Source organism: Xanthobacter pollutisoli (assembly GCF_040044995.1).
GTDB lineage: Bacteria > Pseudomonadota > Alphaproteobacteria > Rhizobiales > Xanthobacteraceae > Xanthobacter.
This window is the reverse complement of record NZ_JBDZDP010000003.1, coordinates 241,930-267,510: the sequence shown is the minus strand read 5'-3', so window position 1 is coordinate 267,510 and position 25,581 is coordinate 241,930. Positions and strand designations below refer to the sequence as shown.

Annotated in this window: 19 protein-coding genes, 1 tRNA gene and 1 pseudogene; 11 read left to right on the top strand and 10 right to left on the bottom strand. The window is 69.1% G+C overall.

The genetic code is table 11. The features are described 5' to 3' along the window. Positions 1-175 precede the first annotated feature (175 nt). Complete coding sequence (phnF, locus tag ABLE93_RS10015) at positions 176-967, top strand: phosphonate metabolism transcriptional regulator PhnF (RefSeq protein WP_510183005.1); 792 nt, start codon at positions 176-178, stop codon at positions 965-967. A gap of 57 nt (positions 968-1,024) precedes the next feature. Next, positions 1,025-1,669 (top strand): pyridoxamine 5'-phosphate oxidase family protein, encoded by a 645-nt coding sequence (locus ABLE93_RS10010; RefSeq protein WP_348839644.1) that lies wholly within the window; start codon positions 1,025-1,027, stop codon positions 1,667-1,669. Between the two features lie 62 nt (positions 1,670-1,731). Here ABLE93_RS10010 and phnE (ABLE93_RS10005) read toward each other — a convergent pair whose 3' ends face one another. From phnE (ABLE93_RS10005) to ABLE93_RS09980, 6 genes are all read right to left on the bottom strand, one after another. Then, a complete protein-coding gene (gene phnE / locus ABLE93_RS10005; protein ID WP_348839643.1) occupies positions 1,732-2,592 on the bottom strand; it encodes a phosphonate ABC transporter, permease protein PhnE in 861 nt (286 codons plus the stop codon). After that, positions 2,589-3,473, bottom strand: a complete 885-nt coding sequence (gene phnE / locus ABLE93_RS10000; RefSeq protein ID WP_348839642.1) for a phosphonate ABC transporter, permease protein PhnE — start codon at positions 3,471-3,473, stop codon at positions 2,589-2,591. The genes phnE (ABLE93_RS10005) and phnE (ABLE93_RS10000) overlap by 4 nt, the downstream gene beginning before the upstream one ends. A 395-nt stretch (positions 3,474-3,868) precedes the next feature. Next, positions 3,869-4,777 carry a phosphonate ABC transporter substrate-binding protein gene (gene phnD / locus ABLE93_RS09995; protein ID WP_348839641.1) on the bottom strand — a complete coding sequence of 303 codons (909 nt, stop codon included), beginning with the start codon at positions 4,775-4,777 and terminating at the stop codon, positions 3,869-3,871. A gap of 85 nt (positions 4,778-4,862) precedes the next feature. Continuing rightward, a complete protein-coding gene (gene phnC, locus ABLE93_RS09990; protein ID WP_510183004.1) occupies positions 4,863-5,675 on the bottom strand; it encodes a phosphonate ABC transporter ATP-binding protein in 813 nt (270 codons plus the stop codon). A gap of 574 nt (positions 5,676-6,249) precedes the next feature. After that, positions 6,250-7,515, bottom strand: a complete 1,266-nt coding sequence (locus ABLE93_RS09985) for an amidase (protein ID WP_348839640.1) — start codon at positions 7,513-7,515, stop codon at positions 6,250-6,252. A gap of 94 nt (positions 7,516-7,609) precedes the next feature. Continuing rightward, entirely contained in the window at positions 7,610-8,605 is a 996-nt protein-coding gene (locus ABLE93_RS09980; RefSeq protein ID WP_348839639.1) for a polysaccharide deacetylase family protein, read from the bottom strand. A gap of 232 nt (positions 8,606-8,837) precedes the next feature. On the opposite strand from ABLE93_RS09980, the gene pdxY reads away from it, so the two are divergent. The 5 genes from pdxY (at position 8,838) to ABLE93_RS09955 (ending at position 15,304) form a co-directional block, all read left to right on the top strand. Continuing rightward, entirely contained in the window at positions 8,838-9,686 is an 849-nt protein-coding gene (gene pdxY, locus ABLE93_RS09975) for a pyridoxal kinase PdxY (protein WP_348839638.1), read from the top strand. 82 nt (positions 9,687-9,768) lie between these two features. After that, positions 9,769-10,665: a PhzF family protein gene (locus ABLE93_RS09970; protein ID WP_348839637.1), complete on the top strand. Its 897-nt coding sequence runs from the start codon at positions 9,769-9,771 to the stop codon at positions 10,663-10,665. A gap of 148 nt (positions 10,666-10,813) precedes the next feature. After that, a complete protein-coding gene (locus tag ABLE93_RS09965) occupies positions 10,814-11,914 on the top strand; it encodes an alkene reductase (RefSeq protein ID WP_348839636.1) in 1,101 nt (366 codons plus the stop codon). Continuing rightward, positions 11,911-12,645, top strand: a complete 735-nt coding sequence (locus tag ABLE93_RS09960) for an NUDIX hydrolase (RefSeq protein WP_348839635.1) — start codon at positions 11,911-11,913, stop codon at positions 12,643-12,645. Before ABLE93_RS09965 ends, ABLE93_RS09960 begins: the two co-directional genes overlap by 4 nt. Positions 12,646-13,732: 1,087 nt before the next feature. Continuing rightward, entirely contained in the window at positions 13,733-15,304 is a 1,572-nt protein-coding gene (locus ABLE93_RS09955; protein WP_348839634.1) for a 2-isopropylmalate synthase, read from the top strand. A 93-nt stretch (positions 15,305-15,397) separates the two neighbouring features. Here the strand turns inward: ABLE93_RS09955 and ABLE93_RS09950 are convergent, their stop codons facing one another. Further along, positions 15,398-17,407: a DUF6600 domain-containing protein gene (locus ABLE93_RS09950; RefSeq protein WP_348839633.1), complete on the bottom strand. Its 2,010-nt coding sequence runs from the start codon at positions 17,405-17,407 to the stop codon at positions 15,398-15,400. 256 nt (positions 17,408-17,663) lie between these two features. Between ABLE93_RS09950 and ABLE93_RS09945 the strand changes: the two genes are divergently transcribed. From ABLE93_RS09945 to ABLE93_RS09930, 4 genes are all read left to right on the top strand, one after another. Then, entirely contained in the window at positions 17,664-18,638 is a 975-nt protein-coding gene (locus ABLE93_RS09945; RefSeq protein ID WP_348839632.1) for a tripartite tricarboxylate transporter substrate-binding protein, read from the top strand. A 161-nt stretch (positions 18,639-18,799) separates the two neighbouring features. Next, on the top strand, positions 18,800-19,261 hold the full coding sequence (locus tag ABLE93_RS09940; RefSeq protein ID WP_348839631.1) for a tripartite tricarboxylate transporter TctB family protein: 462 nt from the start codon (positions 18,800-18,802) through the stop codon (positions 19,259-19,261). A 10-nt stretch (positions 19,262-19,271) separates the two neighbouring features. Then, the gene (locus tag ABLE93_RS09935) at positions 19,272-20,771 is read left to right on the top strand and encodes a tripartite tricarboxylate transporter permease (protein ID WP_348839630.1); all 1,500 of its coding nucleotides are present in this window, start codon (positions 19,272-19,274) and stop codon (positions 20,769-20,771) included. 111 nt (positions 20,772-20,882) lie between these two features. Beyond that, positions 20,883-20,958: transfer RNA gene (locus ABLE93_RS09930), tRNA-Lys, on the top strand. 326 nt (positions 20,959-21,284) lie between these two features. Here ABLE93_RS09930 and ABLE93_RS09925 read toward each other — a convergent pair. From ABLE93_RS09925 to ABLE93_RS09915, 3 genes and pseudogenes are all read right to left on the bottom strand, one after another. Beyond that, positions 21,285-21,827, bottom strand: a pseudogene (locus ABLE93_RS09925) (sulfatase-like hydrolase/transferase); the annotation flags it as partial. Positions 21,828-22,200: 373 nt separating this feature from the next. Continuing rightward, a complete protein-coding gene (locus tag ABLE93_RS09920) occupies positions 22,201-23,478 on the bottom strand; it encodes an HD domain-containing phosphohydrolase (protein WP_348839629.1) in 1,278 nt (425 codons plus the stop codon). Continuing rightward, positions 23,385-25,142 (bottom strand): hypothetical protein, encoded by a 1,758-nt coding sequence (locus tag ABLE93_RS09915; protein ID WP_348839628.1) that lies wholly within the window; start codon positions 25,140-25,142, stop codon positions 23,385-23,387. Before ABLE93_RS09915 ends, ABLE93_RS09920 begins: the two co-directional genes overlap by 94 nt. Positions 25,143-25,581: the final 439 nt, after the last annotated feature.

The window sequence follows — 25,581 nt, the reverse complement described above, 5'->3', positions numbered from 1 at the left end:
GGGCTTCGGCCCGCGCGGCGCGGATTCCGCCGCTGCCACGGTGCCGGGCTGCTGCTTCGCGACGGTCGCCGGGACGAGCGACGCGCGAAGAAACCGCCCGCAGGCTTTGCTGGACATGATTTGTATAATAGTCTATACAAATAGGCAAGACGGGACGCCGTCAGGGAGGCCAGAAATGTCGGGAGCGCCGCGCAGTCTCATCGCCGATGGTCACAGGCCGATGACGCAGGACGAGGGCGCGGAGGCCACGGTGGCGCGCGGCAGCGGCGTCACCCTGTGGCGCCAGATCGCCGAGAAGCTGGAGGCGGACATCCTCGCCGGCGCGCTTCGGGCGGGGGCCCGCCTGCCGGTGGAGGCGGAGCTGGCCGAGCGCTTCGGCGTCAACCGTCACACCCTGCGCCGGGCCCTGTCCCACCTCGCCGAGCAGGGGCTGATCGAGGCCACCGCCGGGCGCGGCACCTTCGTGAAGGAGCCGCCGCTGCGCTATCCCATCGGTCCGCGCACCCGCTTCTCGGAGATCGTCTCCGCCGGCGGGCGCGAGCCGTTCGGCCGCTTCCTCGCCTCCTCGGTGGAGCCCGCCTGCCGCGAGGTGGCGCGTGAGCTGGGGCTGGCGGAAGGCACGCCCATGCTGCGCATCGAGAGCATCCATGAGGCGGACGGCGTGCCCATCTCCTTCGCCGTCGCCTGGTTCGAGGAGGCGCGCTGCCGCGACCTCGACCTCATCTATGCCGCCACCGGCTCGCTCACCCGCGCTTTGGCCACCATCGGCATCGAGGATTTCCGCCGCCGCGAGACCCGCGTCACCGCCCGCCCCGCCAACATCCGGGAGGTGGAGCTGCTCTCCCTCGCGCCCGGCCGCGCGGTGCTGGTGCTGGAGCGGCTGGACGTGGACGCCGGCGGGCGGCCGCTGCAATGGGGCCGGGCCTCGTTCGCCGCCGACCGTGTGCAGCTGGTGTTCGGGGCCTGACGCGCCGCCCCGACTTTTCGTCTAGGTTTGCCTCTTCCGCCCGCCGAGGACCCCGCCATGCCCGAGATCCGTGACGCCGACGCGCTCCGCCGCCTCTATGGCCACGCCCATGGCCGCAGCGTGGCCAAGCAGCTCGACCATCTGGATCGCCACTGCCTGAGCTTCATCGCCCTGAGCCCCTTCGTTCTGGTGGCCACCGCCGATGCGGCCGGCCGGGCCGACGTGTCGCCCCGGGGCGATGCGCCGGGCTTCGTGTCCGCGCACGCGTCCGAGCTCGTCATCCCCGACCGGCCCGGCAACCACCGGCTCGATTCGCTCTGCAACATCCTCGAGACCGGCCGCGTCGGGCTGCTGTTCCTGGTGCCGGGCGTGGACGAGACCCTGCGCGTGAACGGCCGCGCCGCCATCCACGACGACCCCGATCTCACAGCGCAATTCGCGGTGGGCGGCAAGGTGCCGCGCACGGTGATCCGGGTTCAGGTGGACGAGGCCTATCTGCACTGCGCCAAGGCCTTCATGCGCTCACGCCTGTGGGATGCGGCGGCGCAGGTGCCGCGCACGGCGCTGCCCACCATGGGCGAGATGCTGCGCGACCAGATCGCGGCCAAGGAAGCGGCCGGCGCCCCGGCGTCGGCATTCGCCACCGAGGCGCCGGAAAGCCAGGAGGCGATGGTGCAGCGCTATCGCGAGGTTCTGTACTGAGGGCGGCGGGCGGGCTCTAGCGCGCCGTCAAGCCCCGGCCCGTCCGGGGCATCGGTCATCGCTCACCCAATGCGCGATTTGCCGATGATGGCGAAGCGCAGGCGCGAGGAGATGAAGTCGATCACCGCCACCATCACCAGCATCATCAGGATGAGGAACGACACCTTCTGCCATTCCAGCACACGGATCTGCTCGGCGAGGTGCAGGCCGAGGCCGCCGGCGCCGACGATACCGACGATGGTGGACTGGCGGGCGTTCGACTCGAAATAATAGAGCAGCTGGCTCGCCAGCACCGGCAGCACCTGGGGCAGCATGCCAAAGCGCACCGCCTCGGCCGGCGAGCCGCCGGTGGAGACGACGCCCTCCACGGGCTTGCGGTCCAGCGCCTCCACCGCCTCCGAGAACAATTTGCCCAGCTCGGCGAAGCTGGAGGTGGCGATGGCGAGGATGCCGGCGAAGGGGCCGAGGCCCACCACGGTGACGAAGATCAGCGCCCAGATGAGCTTGTCCACGCCGCGCACCGTGTCGAGGAAGCGGCGCACGGCGAAATGGGCGAAGATGTTGGGAATGACGTTCTTGGCCGCGAGAAAGCCGAACGGAAAGGCGACGAGGGCGCCGCCCAGCGTGCCGAGGAAGGCGATGGCCAGCGTCTCGCCCAGGGCATGGATATAGAGTGGCAGCTGGGTGCCCGGGTCCGGCGGCAGCATGAGCACGATGAAGTGGCCGAGCTGCGCCAGCCCCGTGCCGACCCGCGCGAGGCTGATGTCCAGCCGCCAGAGGCCGAAGGCGGCGAGGGCGGCGAGAAATGTGACGAGGAGGAGCGCGCGGACGCGCGCGCCGGCCCCCGGCGTGAGGATCTGCGGATGGGCGCGCGCCAGCCGCTCCCGGTCCTGCGGGGTGAGGGCGATGCGGGCGCGGTTCATCGCTGCTCCTCCCAGCCGAGCAGGCGGTGGCGGACCGCCTCGGTGGCGAGGTCGATCAGCATGACGGTGAGGATGATGAGCACCAGGATGGCCGAGACGTCCGAATAATAGAACTTGCGGATCGCCTCCACGAGGTCTTGCCCGATGCCGCCGGCGCCGACGAAGCCCATGATGGAGGCCTCGCGCACGTTCACCTCGAAGCGCAGCAGGCCGTAGGAGGCGAAGTTGGAGAACACCTGCGGCACCACGGCGAAGCGCACCATCTGCGTCCAGGACGCGCCGGCGGCGGTCGCGCCCTCCACCGGCTTCATGTCGATGTTCTCCACCACCTCGGCGAAGAGCTTGCCCAGCGCCCCCATGGTGTGGATGGCGAGCGCCAGGACCCCCGGCATGGCCCCGAGCCCGAAGGCCACCACGAACAGCAAGGCGAACACCAGCTCCGGCACGGTGCGGCAGAATTCGAGGAAGCGGCGCGCGGTGAGGCGGATGAGGGGATTCTTCACCAAATTGGCGCTGGCGAGGAAGCACAGGATGAAGCCGCCGATGGCGCCGAACAGCGTGCCGAGATAGGCGATGAGCAGCGTATCCAGCAGCAGCTTCAGCCAGTGGTCGAGATTCCAGTACCATTCGGCGAGATCGGCGCCGAGGCTGTCCCAGCGCAGGACCGGCGTGATGCTCCAGAAGTAGTTGGCCAGCCGGTCGGAATTGGCGAAGAGGACGGCGGGCTTCACCTCGCCCATCCAGGCGGCGAGGACGATGCACACCGTCACCACCGCCGCCACGATCAGCGTATGGCGCTGCCGCTCGCGCACCGCCACCTCGTAATGGGCGATCATCGGCGCGAGCTGCTCGTCGGGCAGGCGGGTGACGGCGTGGGTCATTTGGGGCACGGGGCCGAGCCTCGGGTTGGTTCTCCCTCTTGCGGAGGGAGAAGGTTTGTCTTGGTCGTTCACGCGCGGGTCGAACCGGTCCGCGGCGACGAGATGGGCCCTCCGGTCAAGCCGGAGGGCGACGGTTGTGAGCGGGCAGCTGTCCCCTCGCACCGTCGCGGTGCTTCTCCCCGCGGTGCTGCCCGCAGAGCAGTGCGAACCATCCCCCTCCGTCGTGGCGCGGGCAGAGCAGCCCGAACCACCCCACCCCGCCGTCATGCTCCGGCTTGACCGGAGCATCCATGCCCCCGCGAAAGCCGCCGCCCGCGACGCGATGGGCCCTCCGGTCAAGCCGGAGGGCGACGAGGAGATGGCCGAAGCGCCGCGGCCTTGGCTTTGATGCCCGCTCAGGACTTCTTCTTGCGCAGCTCGTCGACGAACTTGTTCAGCTCGATGATCTGCACATAGGCCTCGTTGTCGATGGGCTGCCAGGGCTGCTGCTTGCCTTCGTAGATCTTGTCGAAGGCGGCCTTGTCCTTGGTCTGGATGGAGAAGAACGCGTCGCGGATCTTCGCCTTCAGGTCGGCCGGCAGGTCCGCCAGATAGGCGTAGGGCGAGTTCACGATCTGGTCGGACTTGAAGATGATGCGGAAGTCGTCGTACTTCGCCATCCCCTTGCGCTCCATGCGCTTGAGGTTGGATTCCTGCTCGTCGTTCCACCAGTTGAAGGCGGCGTCGCAGGTGCCCTGCTGGACGGCGATGACCGCGTTCTCGTGCGAGCCGGCATAGACCACCTTGCCGAAGAACTCGTCGGGCTTGAGGCCCATCTTGTTCAGCGAGAAGCGCGGCACGTTGTTGCCGGAGGTGGAGTTGGGATCGACGAGGCAGAGGTTCTTGCCCTTCAGGTCCTCGATGGACTTGTAGGGGCTGTCGGCCTTCACATAGAGCACCGAATGATAGCCCTTGGTGCCGTCGAGGTTCACCTCGATGGCGAAGGCCTCGATCTTGGCGCCGGTCATCAGCGCGCGGGCGAAGGAGGAGGGGCCGTAGGAGGCGATGTGGATGTTGCCGGCGCGCTGGCCCTCGATCACCGCCGCATAGTCGTTGGCGATGCGCAGCGTCACCTTGGTGCCGAGCTGCTTGGAGAGATAGTCCATGAGCGGGCCGAAGCGGTCGGTCACGCCCGAGGCGTTCTCCGCCGGGATGATGGCGAACACCAGCTCGGGATATTTGGCCTTCCAGTCCTGCGCGGCCGCGGCGCCCGCGGAGAAGGTGAGCGCGGCGGCAGCCGCGATCAGGGTACGGCGGTTCAGCATGTCTTGGGCTCCTGTCGGATCGTCTCGAACGCGAACGAACGCAAGCCGCCGGTCCTTGCGGAGCCGGCAGCGTCGGGCGGAGGGCTCAGGCGAGCGCCGCCGCTTCGGGGACGGTGGCGCGCTCCGGCGCCGCCCGTCCGGCGGGCATGTCCATCACCTCGCCGGCTTCCAGGCCGTAGAGCTCGTGGGCCACCTGGTCGGTGAGGGCAGCGGGGGCGCCGTCGAACACCACGCGGCCCTGCGCCATGCCCACGAGGCGGTCGCAATAGGTGCGGGCGAGATCGAGGGAGTGCAGGTTGCACAGCACCGTGATCCCGAAGTGCTTGTTGATGCGCAGGAGCGCGTCCATCACGATCTTGGTGTTGCGCGGATCGAGGGAGGCGATGGGCTCGTCGGCGAGGATGAGCGCCGGCTCCTGGGCGAGCGCGCGGGCGATGGCGACGCGCTGCTGCTGGCCGCCGGAGAGGCTGTCGGCCCGCTGGGCGGCGAGGGAGGCGATGTCGAACTGGTCGAGGGCGGAGAGGGCGACGGCCCGGTCCTCGGCGCTCCAGCTCTTGGTGAGCGCCCGCCATGCGGGCACCGAGGCGAGGCGGCCCATGAGGACATTGGTGAGCACGTCCAGCCGGCCGACCAGGTTGAACTGCTGGAAGATCATCGCCGCCTCGGCGCGCCATTCGCGCAGCGCCCGGCCCTTCAGCGCGGTGACGTCGCGGCCGTGGAAGACGATGCGGCCGGCGGAGGGGTCCTGCAGCCGGTTGATCATGCGCAGGAGGGTGGACTTGCCGGCGCCGGACCGGCCGATCACGCCGATGAATGCGCCTTCCTCGACCTGAAGGTCGACGTTGGACACTGCCTCCTTTTCGCCGAAGCGGCGCGTGAGGCCCTCGATCACCAGCATCCGGCGGCTCCCTGCGGGTCGCCAACCGGATAGCTCCTCTATGCAAAACCCGTATGACGTTCCCGCGAACGCGCACGGGCTCTGGCGCCGGATTGCGCCGCGCGGGACCGTCAACGCTCTGTCATGCGGCGGAACCGGCCAATGTGACGGTAGCGGCGTGGCACGCCGGGCGGGAATTCGGCTGCCTGAAACGGCAGGCGCCGGGGAGGATGACCTCCCCGGCGCCGTTGATCGACTGGACCTCGCTTAGCTTTGTTCTTGGGTCCACGAGCCGGTGGCGGGTCCTGACCTCACACCATGCCGAGCAGCACCGCGCCGACGAAGGCAAAGGCAGCGCACGTCTCGATCACGGTGAGCAGATGGCCGATAGTCACCTTTAGCCTCGCAATGGTCGATCAAGAAGAGAACCTTAACAAACTCTCAGGCTACCGGAAGATGCAAGTTGTGCTGCACCGCCGCTGCAAGGTGTTGCGCTGCAAGACTTTGCGAGGCCGCTTACGCCGCAACCCCGCCCTGCTTCTGCCATCGTGCTGCCGCTGCACCGCACGTTACTATTGTAACGATATATTGTATTTCAGCCGACGATGGCGCTTTCCACCCGGCTCGCCACTTCCAGGGCCTGCCGGTCGCGCCCGAAACGGCCCACCACCTGCACGCCCACGGGCATGCCGTTGGCCGCGGTGAGGCCGGCCACGTTGATGGCGGGGCAGCCCATGAGGGTCCACAGCCGGTTGAAGATGGCCGATCCCGTGGTGGCGAATCCCTCGGGCGCCGGGCCGGGCGCGGAGAAGGTCAGCAGTGCGTCCACTTCGCCGAAGAGGTCGCCGAGCCGCTGGCGCGCCCGCTTGGCGGTGCGGCGGGCCTCGTCATAGACGTCCGGCGTGATGGCCTCGGCGGCGGTCAGGTGCTCGCGCAGCAAGGGCGAGAGCCGGTCGCGGTGATAGGCGAGCTCGTCGGCGAAGGAGAGGGCGGCCTCGAAATCCTGGAGGTTGCCGTGGGCGGCGTCGGCCGCCTCCAGCTCGTCCGGCAGGCGCAGGTCGAACACCCGCGCGCCCGTCGCCTCGGCGGCGCTGGCGGCCGCCTCCAGAGCCGCGTGGGCGTCGGCCCCGGCCTGGTCGGCGCGGCCGGTGCGCACGATGCCGATCCGCGGGCGCTCCGCCAGCGTGTCGCCGATGTCGAGGTCGCGCCCGGTGATGGCGGCGATCATGAAGGCCACGTCGCGTACCCGCGCGCCGAACAGGCCGATGGTGTCGAGGTGCCAGGAATAGGTCTTCATGCCGAGGGTGGGCAGAAGCCGGTAGGTGGGCTTGTAGCCGGTGACGCCGCAGAAGGCCGCGGGGCGGATCACCGATCCGCCGGTCTGGGTGCCCAGCGCCAGCGGCAGCATGCCCGCCGCCACCGCCGCCGCCGAGCCGGCGGAGGAGCCGCCCGGCGAGTGGGACAGCCGGCGGGGATTGCGCGTCTCGCTTGGCTGAAGGAAGGCGAACTCGGTGGTCACGGTCTTGCCCGCGACGATGCCGCCGGCCCGGCGGGTCATGGCCACCACGGGAGAATCGTTGTGCGGCCGCCAGCCGGCATAGATCTCGCTGCCATAGGCGGTGACGAGGTCGCGGGTGTCGAGAATGTCCTTCACCCCCACCGCGAGCCCGGCGAGGGGGCGCGTCGCGAGGGCGGGGTCCAGGCTCTGGGCCAGCGCCGCGTCGAGTCCGAGGGCGGAGAAGGCCCGCACTTCGCCCTCGCAGGCGCCGATGGCGTCGGCCACCTGCTCCATCACGGCGCGCGGGGTGGTGCGTCCGGCGCGGATGTCGGCGGCAAGGTCGCGGGCGAGAAGGAGGCTCATGCGGAAAGGCTCGAACGGAAGAGGAGGGGCCGCCACCATGCGCAACGCCCGGCGGCGAAGCAACGGGGGGCGCTTTTCCAAAGGCGCGCCGCGCCTACTGCGCCGGCAGGATGCGCCGGCCGGCGCGGGCCGCCTCGTCATAGACGCGGGTGTCGCCGGGCCTGAGGGAATAGCAGGTGGAGGCGATCACCGGCCGGCCGGCGGCGAGGAGCTGGCCGACCGTGGCGAAACGGTATCCTTTGGCCCGCAGCGCCGGGATGAGGATCTTCAGCGCCTCGGCCGTGTGCTTGCCGCGGCCGTTGGCGTGCATCAGCACGATGGAGCCGGGGCGGATGGCGCGCAGCATGTCCTCGGCCATGCCCCGGGCGCCGAGGAAGGCGGGGTCGCCGGAATCCACGTCCCACTGGATGGCGAGGTGGCCGGTGTCGTTCACATAGTCGAGCGATTCGGCGCTGCACGAGCCATAGGGAAAGCGGAACAGGGCGAGGGGCGGCGGCTTCGGCAGCATGCAGCCCTTGGCCTGTGCCTGCTGCCGGCCGAGGGCGAGGCCGATGTCGGCGTCGTCCACCTGCCGGCGCATGGCCTCGCCGCTCTTCACCGTGAGATTGGCGTGGGACCAGGTGTGGTTGCCCATCTCGAAGCCGGGATCGGCGCTGAGCTGGCCGCCGCGCTCGCTGTGGCTGACCATCCACTTGCCGCCGGCGAAGAAGGTGGCGGCGACCCCCTCGGCGCGCAGGTAGTCGACGATGGCGCCGTCATAGCCCGAGGTCTCGCCCGAGGCCTCGCACAGGTCGAAGGTGAGGGCGACCATCTTCTCGCCCGCCGGCAGGTCCACCCGGCGGATGGAGCCACGCAGCGCGGCGGGCACCGGCCCGGCCGGCGGGATGGCGACCTCGGGCAGGGTACCGGGCCCGCCCGCATGGGGCCGCACGATCTCCTCCCCCGGCCGCGCCGCCAGCGCCGCGGGCGCATAGCAGGCGGGTCCCGCCGCACCGGCGGGCGCAGCGGTGCACAGGAGCGGGACGATCACGGCAAGAAGGGCGGGGACGAAGCTGGAAAGGGGACGGGCGGGCAGAGAACGGGCGGGCACGGGACTCACTCGGCGAAGACGACGGCCTCGGCTTAAGCGTCCCGGCGCGGCAAGGCCAGCGGGCGGACGGGCGTGTTGCGGTCACTTGCTGTTGCGGCCGGAAACATGGGCGATCCGGTCCTCAGGTGCGCCATCAGCCGGGCCGAGGTCTGAAATCAACAAATTCCATTTGAAGCGGGGCGCCCCGGCGGGTTAGGCGACGGTTCAGCCTCGGGCCAGATCGGGACCGCCGATGAATATCCTCTCCATCCAGTCGCACGTCGCCTACGGCCATGTGGGCAACGCCTCCGCCGTGTTCCCGCTGCAGCGGCTCGGGGTGGAGGTGTGGCCCATCAACACCGTGCAGTTCTCCAACCACACCGGCTATGGCGCGTGGCGAGGGCAGGTGTTCGAGGCGTCCGCCATCGGCGAGCTGGTGGCCGGCATGGCCGAGCGCGGGGTGCTGGAGCGCTGCGACGGGGTGCTCTCCGGCTACATGGGATCGGCGGACATCGGCTCGGCCATCCTCGATGCGGTGGCGCAGGTGCGCGCCGCCAACCGCTACGCCACCTATTGCTGCGACCCGGTGATCGGCGACGTGGGCCGCGGCATCTTCGTGCGTCCCGGCATTCCGGAATTCATGCGCGACAAGGCGGTGCCGGCGGCCGACGTCATCACCCCCAACCAGTTCGAGCTGGAGCTGCTCTCGGGCCTCACCTGCGTGTCCATCACCGACGCCATCGCCGCGTGCGATCTGCTCCACAAGCGCGGGCCGAAGGTCATCCTCGTCACCAGCCTGCATGTGGGCGAGACGCCACCCGACAGCATCGACCTTCTCGCCTCCGGGCCGGACGGGCGCTTCCTGGTGCGCACGCCGCGCCTCGCCCTCTCGCTCAACGGCGCGGGCGACGCCATCGCCGCCCTGTTCTTCTTCCACGTGATGCGCACCGGCTCCACCGCGGAGGCGCTGTCGCTGGCTGCATCCTCCATCTACGGGGTGCTGGACCGCACCGAAAAAGCACAGTCGCGGGAATTGCTGCTGGTGGAGGCCCAGGAAGAGTTCATCCGCCCCTCGCGGCTCTTCCCGGCCTCGGCCATCTGAGGCAAAATTGTGGCAGTTTTCATGACGAAGGCCGTGCGCCGGGCGCAGGGTCGCTCCTGTCTAGCGTCGAGACCTGACTTTCATGCCGCGCCGGTACGTGACCCTGGATGTGTTCACCAGCCGCCCCTTCGGCGGTAATCCCCTGGCCGTGGTGCTGGATGCCCAGGGCCTCGACGACGCGGCGATGCAGCAGATCACCCGCGAGTTCAACGTCTCCGAGACGGTATTCGTGCTGCCGCCAAAAAATCCGGCCAACCGGGCGCGCATCCGCATCTTCACCGTGGCCCACGAGATGCCGTTCGCCGGCCATCCCACGGTGGGGGCGGCGGTGCTGCTGGCGCTGGAGGACAATCTCGCCTCCGGCACGCTGAAGATCGAGGAGACCATCGGCACCATCACCTGCCAGGTGGCGACCCAGGGTGCCGGCTCGCGCAAGGGGGCGGCGGTGTTCACCGCGCCGCGCAAGGGCGAGCTGGAGGAGGTGAACATCTCCCGCGCCGCCTGCGCCGAGGCGCTGAGCCTCGACGAGAGCGATATCGGCTTCGATGCCCACCGCCCGGTGGTGGCCAATGCCGGCGTGCCTTTCCTGTTCGTGCCGCTGGCCAATCTCACGGCCCTCGCCCGCGCCCGGCCCGACGAGGCGGCCTTCATCGCCTCCCTCGGCGGCTTCGGCGAGGCGCTCTACCTCTATACCCTCGACGAAGAGGGCGACGCCGATTTCCGCGCCCGCATGTTCTCCCCCGGCCTCGGCACCGAGGAAGACCCCGCCACCGGCGCGGCCGCGGCCGCCTTCCCCTGGGTCCTGCTGGATGCGGAGAACCGGGTGGACGGCCACCACCGGGTGCGCATCGACCAGGGCTTCGAGATGGGACGGCCGAGCCGGGTGGACCTCGGCTTCAGCGTGAAGGGCGGAAAGGTCACCGGGGCCACCATCGGCGGCGGCGCCGTGGTGGTGGCCGAAGGCGTCCTGCATCTCTGAGCCCGGCCAATAGGTCTTATTGAAACTACTCAGGCTTGGCCGCGCGGTTTTTCGCCGGCCGCGTGCCGGACGGGGCTTGGCTGAGGGCAGGGGGTGCATATGTCTGCCGCATCGCAGCAACCACCGGCCTCAAGCTGAGGGCACATCCATGAGCGCGACCACGCCTTCTCTGTTCGACCCCTTCACCCTGGGTGGCCTGACCCTGCCCAACCGCATCGTCATGGCGCCGCTGACCCGCAATCGCGCCGTCGCCGGCTTCGTGCCCAGCCCCATGGCGGCGCAATATTACGGCCAGCGGGCCGACGCGGGCCTGCTCATCACCGAGGCCTCGCAGATCTCCCAGCAGGGCCAGGGCTATCAGGACACCCCCGGCATCTATTCCGACGCCCAGGTCGAGGGGTGGAAGACGGTGACCGATGCGGTCCACGCCAAGGGCGGGCGCATCTTCATCCAGCTCTGGCACGTGGGCCGCGTCTCCCACACCTCGCTGCAGCCGAACGGCGGCGCGCCGGTGGCGCCCTCTGCCCTGGTCGCCGCCACCAAGACCTATGTGAACAATTCCTTCGCCGAGACCTCCATGCCGCGGGCGCTGGAGACCTCCGAGATCGCCGGCATCCTCGAGGACTATCGCCGGGCCGCCGCCAACGCCATCCGCGCCGGCTTCGACGGCGTCGAGGTGCACGGCGCCAATGGCTACCTGATCGACCAGTTCCTGAAGGACGGCGCCAACGAGCGCACCGACGAATACGGCGGCTCCATCGCCAACCGCACCCGCTTCCTGCTGGAGGTGATGGACGCGGTGATCGGCGAGATCGGCGCGGCCCGCACCGGCCTGCGGCTCTCCCCGGTATCGCCGGCCAACGGCATCACCGAGAGCGACCCGCAGGCGCTCTTCAACCATGTGATCGAGGAGCTGGAGAAGCGCCAGCCGGTCTATATCCACGTGGTGGAAGGCGCCACGGGTGGCCCGCGCGACGTCGCCCCCGGCTTCTCCTTCGAGGAACTGCGCAAGCGCTATTCCGGCGCCTGGATGGTCAACAACGGCTACGACCTCGACCTCGCCAATACCGTGCTGGGCGAGGGCAAGGCCGACCTCATCGCCTTCGGCAAGCCCTTCATCGCCAATCCCGACCTGGTGGAGCGCCTGCGCCGCCGCGCGCCGCTCAACGAGGTGGACCGCGACACCCTCTACGGCGGTGGCGAGAAGGGCTATCTCGACTATCCGACCCTGGCGGACGCCGCCGCGTGACCTCCCCCTGGGGAGATGACTGGCCCGTGGACCGGCGCATCGCGCCGGTCCACGCCCTCGACTTCGCCTTCGAGCCGGGCGGCTGGCCGCAGATGGACGCGCGCCGCGCCGAGATCGAGGCGCATTTCGCCCGGCGCGCGGCGGACAATCCGCATCTGTGGAACGGCCCTGTGCTGCTGCTCGGCGCCCATGCCTTCCGCGACGGCGTGCTCTCCGGCGCCTTCCGCCAGAGCGATTTCGCCACCTTCACCTATTGGCGCGATACCGGCTGGCGGGACGAGGGGCTGGTGAACGCCTTCGCCCTCGCCGCCATCGAGGGATCGGACGGCGGCTTCGTGCTGGGCGTGATGGGGCCGCACACCGCCTCGGGCGGGCGCGCCTATTTCCCCGGCGGCACGCCGGATCCCTCCGACATCACCGCCGACGGCCGCGTCGACCTGCACGCCTCCATGCTGCGGGAGCTCGCCGAGGAGACCGGCCTCTCACCCGCCGACATCGCCCGCGACGACGGCTTCACCGCTTTGTTCGACGGCCCGCGCATCGCCCTCATGGGCCGGCTCGTGTTCGATGCCCCGGCCGATGTCCTGGCCGCGCGCATCCGCGCCTTCCTCGCTGCCGAGGCGCGGCCGGAGCTGAGCGACGTGGCGGTGGTGCACGCCGAGGCCGACCTCACGCCGGCCATGGCCCCTTTCGCGGTGGACTATATGCGCTGGCGCTGGGCCGAGCGGTGAAGGGGGGGCGCGCTCGCCCCACACCGCCGTCATGCTCCGGCTTGACCGGAGCATCCATGTCGCCGCCCGAAGCCGCTGCCCAGCGGCGCGATGGGCCCTCCGGTCAAGCCGGAGGGCGACGGTTGTGAGGGCCGCAGCAGCCCGAACCACCCCACGCCACCCCACACCGCCGTCATGCTCCGGCTCGACCGCAGCATCCATGCCGCCGCCCGGAGCCGCTGCCCGACGGCACGATGGGCCCTCCGGTCAAGCCGGAGGGCGACGGTTGTGAGGGGCGCCCGCAGCAGCCCGAACCACGCCACACCACCCCACACCACCGTCATGCTCCGGCTCGACCGGAGCATCCATGCCACCACCCGCACTGCTGACCGGCGGCGCGATGGGCCCTCCGGTCAAGCCGGAGGGCGACGGTTGTGAGGGGCGCCCGCAGCAGCCCGAACCAGCCCACGCCACCCCAAACCGCCGTCATGCTCCGGCTCGACCGGAGCATCCATGCCGCCGCCCGCACTGCTGACTGGCGGCGCGATGGGCCCTCCGGTCAAGCCGGAGGGCGACGGTTGTGAGGGGCGGCCGCAGCAGGCCGCACCACGCCACACCACCCCACCCCACCCCACACCACACCACCGTCATGCTCCGGCTTGACCGGAGCATCCATGTCGCCGCCCGCACTGCTGACTGGCGGCGCGATGGGCCCTCCGGTCAAGCCGGAGGGCGACGGGAGAGAAAGCCCCAGCACGCGACCCCAAACCGCCGTCATGTTCTCCCCCTTGCGCTGCCGGCCGCGCTCCTCTAAAAGCCGACGCTCGAACGCATGAGCGAAAGAGCAGAGCGCCCCGTGTCGTCCCGCACGACCAAGATTGCCGCTTCTCAGCCCCGGACCGTCAAGGTTCCGGGCAACGCTCTCATTCTGCGCGCGCTCCTTCTCCTTAGCCGCCCCTGAGGGCCGGCCGGGCTTGCGCCTGGGCACTCAGGGGACCAAGCCACCGCCGGGACGGAAGACCCGGCGCGCGTTTCGGCTTATGATCCGGCTTGACGACGCCCGATGATTGACGGGCACCTCGCCGGACCCGCGAGAAGGACCGTTCCCATGAGTGCCTCCACCGCCACGCCCGTATCCGCCAACCGCGACCGGGTCATCATCTTCGACACCACTTTGCGCGACGGCGAGCAGTGCCCCGGCGCCTCCATGACCTTCGAGGAAAAGCTGGAGGTCGCCGAGCTGCTCGATTCCATGGGCGTGGACGTGATCGAGGCCGGCTTCCCCATCGCCTCCATCGGCGATTTCGAGAGCGTGGCCGAGATCGCCCGCCGCGCGAAGAACGCCACCATCGCCGGCCTGTCGCGCGCCGCCCTCAACGACATCGACCGCTGCGCGGAAGCCGTGAAGAACGCCCGCCGCGGGCGCATCCACACCTTCCTCTCCACCTCGCCCGTGCACATGAAGTACAAGCTCCAGAAGGAGCCGCACGAGGTGCTGGAGATGATCGTCGCCTCCGTCACCCGCGCCCGCAACCACGTGGAAGACGTGGAGTGGTCGGCCGAGGACGGCACCCGCACCGAGATCGACTTCCTCTGCCGCTGCGTCGAGGCCGCCATCAAGGCCGGCGCCACCACCATCAACATCCCGGACACGGTGGGCTACACCACCCCGGCCGAATACGAGGCCATCTTCCGCACCGTGCGCGAGCGCGTGCCCAATGCCGACAAGGCCATCTTCTCGGTGCATTGCCACAATGACCTCGGCATGGCGGTGGCCAATTCCCTGGCCGGCCTCGCCGGCGGCGCGCGGCAGATCGAGTGCACCGTGAACGGCATCGGCGAGCGCGCCGGCAATGCCGCGCTGGAAGAGGTGGTGATGGCCATCGAGACCCGCGCCGACGTGCTGCCCTACCGCTCCGGCATCGACACCACCATGCTGACCCGCGCCTCCAAGCTGGTGTCGGCGGTGACCTCGTTCCCGGTGCAGTACAACAAGGCCATCGTCGGCCGGAACGCGTTCGCCCACGAGAGCGGCATCCACCAGGACGGCATGCTGAAGCACACCCAGACCTACGAGATCATGACGCCCGAGAGCGTCGGCGTCTCCAAGACCTCGCTGGTGATGGGCAAGCATTCCGGCCGCGCCGCCTTCCGCGACAAGCTGAAGACGCTCGGTTATGAGCTGGGCGAGAACGCGCTGAACGACGCCTTCACCCGCTTCAAGGATCTCGCCGACCGCAAGAAGGTGGTCTATGACGAGGACATCGAGGCGCTGGTGGATCAGGGCATCGCCGCCGCCCACGACCGCATCAAGCTGATCTCCCTGTCTGTCATCGCCGGCACCCGCGGGCCGCAGCGCGCCACCATGCGCGTGGAGGTGGATGGCCGGGTCTCCACCGAGGAGGCCGAAGGCAACGGCCCGGTGGATGCCACCTTCAACGCCATCAAGGCGTTGGTGCCGCACCAGGCGAAGCTCGATCTCTATCAGGTCCATGCCGTGACCGAGGGCACCGACGCCCAGGCCGAGGTTTCTGTGCGGCTCGATGAGAACGGCAAGGCGGTGACCGCGCGCGCCGCGGATCCCGACACGCTGGTGGCGTCGGCCCAGGCCTACATCACCGCCCTCAACAAGCTGCAGATGAAGCGCCAGACCGTGAACCCGCAGAGCGCCGTGGGCTAACGCCCGGCGAACGCCGGACGTCGCTCACAGAACCATCAAAGCAAAAAGGCCGCCCGTGAGGGCGGCCTTTCTCGTTGGCGTCGAGGCCTCAGGTCAGTTGCGACCCGGTCCGTCCGCGGTGCCGTTGCCGGGCGGGGTGGCGCCGCCACCGCCGGCCGGACGACCGGCGGGAGCAGGACGCGCCGCGCCGCCGCCGTCATTGCCGCTCGGCTGCTGCGCGCGCTCGCGGGCCGGCGGGGTGGTGGGCTCGCTGCGAGGCGGGGCGCCGGGGTTGGCCCGGTCCAGCCGCTCACGCACCGAGGAATCGCCCTGAGCCTGAGCTGACGCGGGCCGTTCGGGCCGGGCCGGACGCTCCGGCGCCGCCTTGCGGTCCGGTGCCTCGCGCTCTGCGCGCGGGGCAGGGGCGTTCTGCGGCCGGTCCATCTGGGCCGGGGCAGGCTGCTCCTGGCGGCCGCGGTCGGGACGATCCGGCACCGCCGCCGGCTTGTCCGGGGTGGCGCGGTTGCCCGGACGGTCGTCACGCGCAGTGTCGGGGCGCGTGGCGGGTGCCGGGGGCTTGGGCGTCGGCGTGTCGGGCTGGGCGGCCCGGTCCGGCTGGGCCTGGCGCTCCTTACGCTCCGGCTCGCCGCTGCGCGGCGGCGCGGCATCGCGCGCGGCGGCCGGCGCCGGACGGTCCGGCGGGGTGGTCGGCGCGTCGGGACGGCGCTGCGGCGTATCCGGAGCCTGCGCGCCGGGACGATCGCCGGGGCGGACGTCGGGACGAGCCGCCGGCCCATCGCCGGGACGCGGCGGCAGGTTGGGACGCGCGCCGGGGGCGGCATCCGGCCGGGCACCGGGGCCGGCATTCGGCGCATCGGGACGCGGCGTGCGGTCCGGGGCATCGGTCGCGCGGGCGGGGATGGCGTTGGGCCGCTCCCGCTGGATGCGGTCCATCACCTGCTGCGCGCGCTCCTGGCGCTGCTCCACGCGGTCCTTCAGCTTCTCGCTGCGTGCCTTGATGGCCTCCATGCGGCGCTGCTGGATCTCGCGGGCGTCCTGGTTGGCCTCGCGGAACTGCTCCTGCAGGCGATCGCGCTGACGCTCGCGCATCTGCTCGATCTCGCGCTGGTAGGCCCGCTCGTCGCCCGACCAGCGGCGCTCACGCAGATCGCGGCGCTGGTCCGCATTCATGACGGCGAGCAAAGCAGCGGAGGGCGCGACGATGCCGGGCACCGGATCGCGCACATATTCGCGCACCATGATCCGCTGGTTGTCGCGAATCTCCCGCTCGAAGCGGGGCGGAGCCGGGACGCGATTGGCACGGGCCACCATGGGGCCATAGATGCCGATGCGGCCGCCGCGGTCGTCGAACTCGTCGCGATAGCTGTCGACGAACACCACCTGGCGGGTGACGATGCGCGTCTCCACCACCGGCTCGAACACCGAGCGCTCGACGAAGCGGGTCATCACCACGCCGTCGCGATACGCCGGGCGGTAGACCTGCGTGTCGGAGCGCAACCACACCGCGATGTCGGCGATGGGCGCGACGCGGACGGCGAGATCGGGCGCCGTGATGTAGCGGTCTTCCACGAAGACCCAGCTCTCGGCCACCGGCGGGTCCATGACCTTGGGCGGGCCGTAGGCAAAGCCGCGACTGTCGGGGGCGATGGGCGCCCAACCGGTCTTGCCGCCGCCGCGGCGCCACGTCACCCACGCCGGGGCCCAGGTGTCGCCGGGCACCCAGAACCAGCCGTAGGTCGGCTCATAGCCCCAGCGACCATAATGGTAGGTGGCCCAGGCGAAGGGCTCGGGGGATTCCCAGTACCAGCCGTACTGGTCGGTCCACACCCAATTTCCTTCCTGATAGGGCCGCCAGCTCGAATCGAGGCCTGAGGGCACGAAAACGTAATCGTATTCCGGGTGCTGAACCCATGAACCATGTTCGGCCAGCGGCGCGTAGAACACGTCGATGTCCACGCGCTGGCGATCGGAAGCCGGACCGGGCCGCGCGCTGTCCTGGGCCTGCGCCATGGAGGTCACGCCGAAGGTCGCGACCGGCGCGGCGAGGGTGAGGGCCACGGTGGCCAGAAGGGCTCTGGCAACGGGGGCGCGGGAAATTCTCATGATCTCTCCTTATGGTCCGTGCGGAGAGAACCGGTGGCGGTGGAGCTGGTTCCTTGCTGAGCAGGAGAGAAAAAGCGATTACGAAACAAATATTTACAGCGGGACCTCGACACTTGTACGGCGAGATGATGGCGCTGCGGCACACCGGGTGGTGCCATCGTGCCGACAGATTGGGTGACGTCGGGGCTTGACGGGGGCGCGGGGCAGACCTTCAAAAGGACCAAGGGACGAACAAACGAAACCCGGAGGAGATAACATGAAAATCCTGTCAGCCACCCTCGCGCTCGCCGCTGCCCTCGGCTTTGCCGGCGCCGCCTCGGCGCAGGACTACCCCAACCGTCCCATCACCATGGTGGTGCCGTTCGCCGCCGGCGGGCCGACGGACACGGTGGCCCGCCTGGTGGCCGAGTCCATGTCCAAGACGCTGGGCCAGCAGGTCCTGGTGGAGAACGTGGGCGGCGCGGGCGGCACCCGCGGCGCGGGCCAGGTGGCCAAGGCGGCACCGGACGGCTACACCGTGCTGCTCCACCACATCGGCCAGGCCACGGCGGCGACGCTCTATCGCAAGCTGCCGTACAACCCTGCCACCGACTTCGAGGCGGTGGGGCTCGTGACCGCGGTGCCCATGACCATGATCGCCAAGACCGGCCTTGCGCCCCAGTCCACGCCTGAGCTGGTGAGCTTCGTGAAAGCCAACAAGGACAAGGTCACCTACGGCAACGCCGGCGTCGGCTCCGCCTCCCACCTGTGCGGCATGCTCTTCATGTCGGCCGTCGGCGCGCAGATGACCACGGTGCCCTATCAGGGCACGGGTCCGGCCATGAACGACCTTGTCGGCGGGCAGATCGACCTCATGTGCGACCAGACCACCAACACCACCGGCCAGATCAAGGGCGGCAAGGTGAAGGTCTATGCCGTCACCACCAAGGATCGGGTCAAGTCGCTGGCCGAGGTGCCGACCTTCCAGGAAGGCGGGCTGAAGGACTTCGAGGTGGCGGTGTGGCACGGCGTCTATGCGCCCAAGGGCACGCCGAAGGCCGTGGTCGACAAGCTCAACGCCGCCATCGACACCGCGCTCAACGACCCCAAGGTCATCGCCCGCTTCGCCGACCTCGGCACCGAGCCCGAGCCGGCGAACCGCCGCAGCGCCGCCTTCCACAAGGATTTCGTCATCGCCGAGATTACCAAGTGGAAGCCGGTGATCCAGGCCGCGGGCGTCTACGCCGACTGACGCCGGGCGGCACCACCGCCTTATGAACCACCGCCCGGATGGAACGGCTCAGGCGCCATCCGGGCGGTGCCTTATCGAGCGCCCGCGGGCGCGGCCGCAACCGGCCGCCGCGGTCCGCTCCAAGCCTCAGGCGTGACAGAACAAATGGGTTTGAGGGGGACATGAACATCATCCGAAATCCGAAGGACGTCCTTTCGGGGCTCCTTTTCATCGCGCTTGCGCTTCTGTTCGGCTGGCAGACGGCCGATCTGCCCATGGGCACGGCGGTGCGCATGGGGCCGGGCTACTTCCCGCTCGTGCTGTCGGGCCTCCTCGGCCTTCTCGGCATCATCGTGGTCTTCAACGGGCTGCGTACCCCGGGCGAGATGCCCACCGGCATCGCCTGGCGCGCGCTCATCATCATCACCTTCTCGGTGGTGTTCTTCGGCTTCGCCGTACGCCCGCTGGGCTTTTTGCCGGCGCTCGGCGTCGCGGTGTTCGTCTCCACCCTCGGCAGCCGGCTGTTCCGCCTGCAGACGGCGCTCATCATCACCGCGGTGATGGTGGTGTTCGCCTGGGCGGTGTTCATCAAGGGGCTGGGGCTGCCGCTGCCGCTGCTCGGTCCCTGGCTCGGCGGCTACTGAGGAGGGCGGGATGGAACTGTTCGACAATCTCGCACTGGGCTTCTCGGTCGCGCTCTCGCTCCAGAACGTCCTCTACTGCTTCGTCGGCGTGCTGCTCGGCACGCTGATCGGCGTTCTGCCGGGCCTCGGGCCGGTGGCGACCATCGCCATGCTGCTGCCGATCACCTTCGGCCTGCCGCCGGTGTCCGCGCTCATCATGTTGGCCGGCATCTATTACGGCGCGCAATACGGCGGCTCCACCACCGCCATCCTCATCAACCTGCCGGGCGAATCCTCGTCCGTCGTGACCGCCATCGACGGACACCAGATGGCCCGCAAGGGCCGGGCCGGCGCGGCGCTCGCCACCGCGGCACTGGGCTCCTTCTTCGCCGGCACGGTGGCGACCTTCCTGCTGGCGGTGTTCGCGCCGCCGCTCGCCGAGGTGGCCCTCCAGTTCGGCCCGCCGGAATACTTCTCCCTCATGGTGCTCGGCCTGATCGCCTCGGTGACGCTGGCCTCGGGCTCGGTGGTTAAGGCCATCGCCATGATCGTGCTGGGCCTCATCCTCGGCCTCTCCGGCCAGGACATCTACACCGGCGCGCCGCGCTTCACCTTCGACCTGCCCGACCTTGCCGACGGGTTCGACTTCGTCGCGCTGGCCATGGGCATGTTCGGCATCAGCGAGATCATCCGCAACCTCGAGGACGAGCACGAGCGCTCGCTGGTGGCGGCGAAGGTGAAGAGCCTGATGCTCACCAAGGACGAGTTCAAGCGCATCATCTGGCCGGTGCTGCGCGGCACGACGCTCGGCTCCTTCCTCGGCATCCTGCCGGGCGGCGGCGCCATGCTGTCCTCCTTCGCGTCCTATTCGGTCGAGAAGAAGCTGTCGAAGCACCCGCAGGAGTTCGGACGCGGCGCCATCGAGGGCGTGGCGGGGCCGGAGAGCGCCAACAACGCCGGCGCGCAGACCTCCTTCATCCCCATGCTGACGCTGGGCATCCCCTCCAACCCGGTGATGGCGCTGATGATCGGCGCCCTCATCATCCAGGGCATCACGCCCGGGCCAAACGTGGTCACCGAGAAGCCGGATCTGTTCTGGGGCGTCATCGCCTCCATGTGGCTCGGCAACTTCATGCTGGTGCTGCTGAACCTGCCGCTGATCGGACTGTGGGTGCGGCTCCTGACCGTGCCGTACCACATCATGTTCCCGGCGATCATCGCCTTCTGCTGCATCGGCGTTTACAGCGTCAACAACAACACGTTCGACGTCTACACCATGGCCCTGTTCGGGGTTCTCGGCTACGCGCTGGTGAAGCTCGACTGCGAGCCGGCGCCCCTCCTGCTGGGCTTCGTCATCGGCCCGATGCTGGAGGAATATCTGCGCCGCGCCATGCTGATCTCGCGCGGCGACCCGCTGGTCTTCGTCACCCGTCCCATCTCAGCGGTGCTGCTGGCGCTGGCGGCGGCGGCCCTGGTGGTGGTGCTTCTGCCCTCGGTGCAGAAATCCCGCGAGGAGGCCTTCAAGGAGTAGAAGGCGCGGGGGCCGGGCGGCGAAAATCCAAGCGAATTTCTTCGCCGCCCGCCCTTGCCAGCGCAGAACGCATTTGCTACACGAACGCCTCCTTCGGGGGCACCCCCGGACGGGCGCATAGCTCAGTTGGTAGAGCAGCTGACTCTTAATCAGCGGGTCCTAGGTTCGAGCCCTAGTGCGCCCACCATCAAATCCCAGATTTGAGGTGTTTCGACCGTTTCAGCCCGAGGCGCTGAGCGGTTTTTGCATTCACATTCGGCGTCCTCCGAGACTGCTTTGGGCCTGACGCGATTTGGCATCGGTGAGGACCGGCAGTCGATCTTCTCGCGCCCCGTCCGACCACCGCAGCGGCGGCTGCCTCCTGCCGGCGAAGCGGTTTGGCGAAGGGCGATGCGCACGCGATATTGGGTCGATGTCGAACGGGGCGAATTTCGCCGCCATAACCCGTGTGAAGAAAATGAAAGTCATCGGAATTCTGGGCGGCATGTCCGCGGCCTCGACGCAGATTTACTTCTCCGGCTCCTCCTCGGCATTGAGGTGGTAGAGATTGCCCATGAATTCGTCGAAGCCGTGCGCGGTCGGCAGGAATTCATCGCGGTCGCCCAGATGGTTCTTGCCGAACTGGCCGGTGGCGTAGCCGAGCTCCTTCAGCGCCGACGCCATGGTGACGTCATTGGCCTGCAGGCCGACCGCGGCCCCGGGCAGGCCGACCTTCGACAGGCCCGTGCGCAGCGTCGACTGGCCGGTGATGAAGGTCGACCGGCCCGCCGTGCAGCTCTGCTCGGCATAATAGTCGGTGAACTTGAGGCCCTCGTTGGCGATGCGGTCGATGTTCGGCGTGCGATAGCCCATCAGGCCGAAGCTGTAGGTCGACAGATTGGTCTGCCCGATATCGTCACCGAAGATGACCAGAATGTTGGGCTTGGAGGTTGGCGGCTGCTGTGCGGTCGGCGGTTGTTGTGCGGTCGGCGGTTGTTGCGCAGCGGCCGACGTGATGGCTGTCAGCGTCACCGTCGCCGAGAGCAGGACTGCTCCCGTTAGTCCTCGGATCCACATCCTCGCCTCCCCTGAAGCTTCCGACGTGTTCACGCCGCCAAAGATGCGGCGCTCACGCCATGTCCGCTGCTGTCTCGAAGAAGGGAAACAGCAGCTTCCGCATAGGGAGAATCCTTGAGGGAAGATGCAAAAGCAACACAGTTTTTAGTAAGACACTTCGAGGTATAATAGTCATCTCAAAGAAGCAACGTGCACGGCAGTCAGTTTTTGCAGTGCAGAAGCAATCGCAAAATGCGGCTCGTTTGGGCGGCGAGCCTTATTCCGCTGAATGGGCAAGGTGTCGCTCATCCTACGGCAGAGTTGCTGCAGGGCAGCGCACTTTGGCTTTGCCGGCGAAGAAGAGAGGCGGCAAGGGCACGCCGCTGCCCGTCCCTCAGCTCGCAGCAAGGGCCTGCGGTGTTCCGCTGGGCAGCATGGCGCAGAGCACATCCACATCCACCGCGTCGCGCTGGGAGGATTTGAGATGACGCGCGGCGTAGGAATCCCACAGCCGGCTCCGCAGGAAGAAGCGGAATACCTCGGGGTCGAGGTGCCCTTCCTTGCACATGAAAGCCATGATGCGCAGCGACTGGGAAAGGGTTTTGGCGGGCTTGTAGGGTCGGTCGGAAGCGGTGAGCGCCTCGAAGATGTCGGCCACCGCCATCACGCGCTCCTCGGTAGAAAGCCGGTCGCCGGTGAGGTGGCGCGGATATCCCTTGCCGTCCACGCGCTCGTGGTGGGTGGCGGCGATGTCCGGCACGCGGGAGAGGTGCCCGGGCCACGGCAGGCTCTTGAGCATCATGTAGGTCTGGATCACGTGGTCGTTGATCTTGAAGCGGTCCTCGTCCGTCAGCGTGCCCCGTCCGATGGACAGGTTGTAGATCTCGCCGAGATTGGCCCGGTGCGCCGGCAGCGTCATGTCGAAGCCATGCACATTGGCCGGATCGTCCTTTTCCACCGGCGGCTTGTGGGTCCCCCAGGGCACGATGTGATCGAGCCGGTCCGCGAGCAGAGGCTCCGGCGCCGGAAGAGGCCGCGGCGGGCAGTCTCTCAGGCGCTGCTCCTCTTGCTGCGACAGGCCGAGGCGGTCGTCGAAATGGCGCAGCCAGGTCTGTTTGCCGATGTCGCGAACCCGCGCGATGGCGTCCTCGGTCATGGATTCCCCGCCGATGTTGCAGGCGGCGATGAAGGCGAAATCGTCCTGGAGCCGGGCCTGCTCCGCGTCCCGCTCGGCCCGCGAGCCTTCGGTGTCCGCCCCGGCCGCGACACGCTCCAGATGGGCGATCTCCGCATCGCGCCACAGCACCTCGAAGCGCGTGCGCACCTCGTGGATGCGGTTGTGGATGGCCTCGAGCTTCGTCGCCTTGTCGATGATGTGCTCCGGGCTGGTCACCTTGCCGCAATCGTGCAGCCAGGCACCGAGACGGAATTCCTCGCGCTGCGCCTCGTCTAGCCGGAAGTTGCGGAACGGCCCTTCGTCCTGCTGGGCCATGGCGTCCACCATGAGGGTGGCGAGTTCCGGCACGCGGCGGCAGTGGCCGCCGGTGTAGGCGCTCTTGGCGTCGATGGCATCGGCGATCAGCAGCACGAAGCCGTCGAGCAGCTGTTTCTGCGCTTCGAACAGCTGTCGCGTCTCCACCGATGCGGAGAGCGCGCCGGAGAGCTTCTCCACGAAGACGCGGAAGTCCTGGCCGCCGTGCGAGGCATCGGTCGGGTGATCCAGCAGCAGCAGACCCAGCAACGTGCCCTGGCGGTTGCGCAGCGGCACGGCGAAGCGGCCGGGGTGGGAGACCGGCCCACCGTTGGCATCAGGCTCCGCCGCGATGGCGTCAGCGGCAGGCCCGCCGGGAACGCGTCGCCTTCCGTCGCCGGAACGGCGGTCTGCCCGCCGGCCTTGTCCGCGAGAGCGGACAGCACCAGGCCCTCGCCCTTGGCGTCGAGCAGGTAGACCGCCCCCGCGGTGCAGCCGGTGGCGGCCACCGTCTGCCCCAGCACCTTGGCAAGCATCCGGTCGAGGCCGGGCTCGCTGCCGATGGTTTCGGCGGTGGTCAGGAAGTTCTGGATGGTGATGCATACCTGCCCCAGCACTTCCTCCAGCCTCTGGATCTCACGGATGTGGCTGCGCGCGGCGGACGGCACGCGAAAATCGAACCGGGTGAGAGCTTCCCCGTGCCGTGTCAGCTGGGTGAGCGCGCCCCCCAGCCTGCGGCCGATCAGCCAGCCGATGGCCAGCAGCACGGCCATGACGGCCAGCGCCCCCCAAACCTGGCGGGCCAACGCGGCGCGGGCCGTGGAGAGCAGGTCGGACTCCGGAATGGCCACGAGGAGGTTCAGCTCCCGTCCCGAGAAGGAGGTGAGGGGAACCGTGATGCCGAACCAGCTCTCGCCGCCCGCTTCGAAATTTACCGCCTGCCCGGCCGGCGCACCCTTGGCCACGAGGGCCGAGAGCCCGGGTACGCCGAGTTCCGCCACACTGGTGAACTGCACCTCCTCGTTCGTCCGCCGGTAGATGCGCGCAAGGTCGTAATAGCCGTAGACGTTTCCGTCCGTGCCGACGACGGCTATCTCGGTGCCCGGCGTGGTGCGCAAGTCCCTGAGCGTGGTTGCGAGATCGGCAAGGTTTTGCTCCAGGCCGAGGACGGCTCCCCCGCTCGGTGAGGGAATGCTCTGGGTCAGCCCCAGCTCTCGCGTGGTGAAGAAGACGTAGGGCCGCGTGAGAAACGGGCCGCGACGCTCCATCGCCCCCCGATACCAGTTGCGCGTGCGGGGATCGTAGCCGGTGGGCGGTGTCTCGCGGGTGGCGAGAAGGTGGAGGTTTGCGTCGAAAAATACGAGCTCCTCCTTCCCCGGCGCGCCGGCCTCACGGGTGATGCTCTGCACCATGTACGCGGCACCGGGCGGCGCATCGAACAGGGTCGCGGTGCCCGGCGTGCGCAGGGGGCGGACGAGGAAGAAATCGCCGTCCGCATACCCCACGTGGATGGCGGCGGTCCCCGGCAGCCTGGTCAGAATCTCGGTGAGCAGCGGCAGATGCTGCAAGCGCTCGTCAAGCGTGGCGGCGGTCATCAGCGGCCCGCGCGCGAGGAGCAGCAGCGAGACCGAGCCGGGGGTCAGATGGCGCTGGAACCTCTGGTCGATATGCTCGCCGATGGCGAGCGTGGTGTCGTGGGCATCTTTGATCAGTGCTTGGCGCGCCGCGGTCCAGCCCTGACCCAGGAGAAGCGCGCCGAGCGTGGTCATGGAGACCACCATCACCGCCGAGATGAGAACGGACATGGATACGGTGAGCGGCCTCGCGGCCGGCGAGGGGAATGACGGGATCTGCGCGCGTTCCATGGCTTCACCGCCCGTTCACTTCCGGCGCCTGCACGCCTGCGCTTCCCGGTCACCCGAGTGTCCGCGACGCTGACCGCTGCGCGGGCCCGTCCACAAGGACCGTGCCGGACGCCTTCTTTCCCTCCGGCCGGGAGGAAGCAGGGCAGGTCCCGGCCGGCCCCCGCTGAGTCCCAAGGTGGGCTGAATGCGGGGGGAGGAGCAACCGCTCTCCGCAAGAGCTTTGGAAATTTGATCGGGCGCCAGCGCAAGGCGCCGGGGGCACGCTCTCTTACCGCCAGTCATGAGAAATGCGGCAGGAGGGCGCGTGCCTCCCCCTGCGACGCTGCCGATCGGGACGCTGCGGCCTGCGGGCGGTATCAAGCTGCGAACCGTGCCGTCCGCCCCCTTCCCCTTCCGTGCGCCGCCAGCGCGTCGCGCCGGGGCAGGCCCTGCGTCAGGA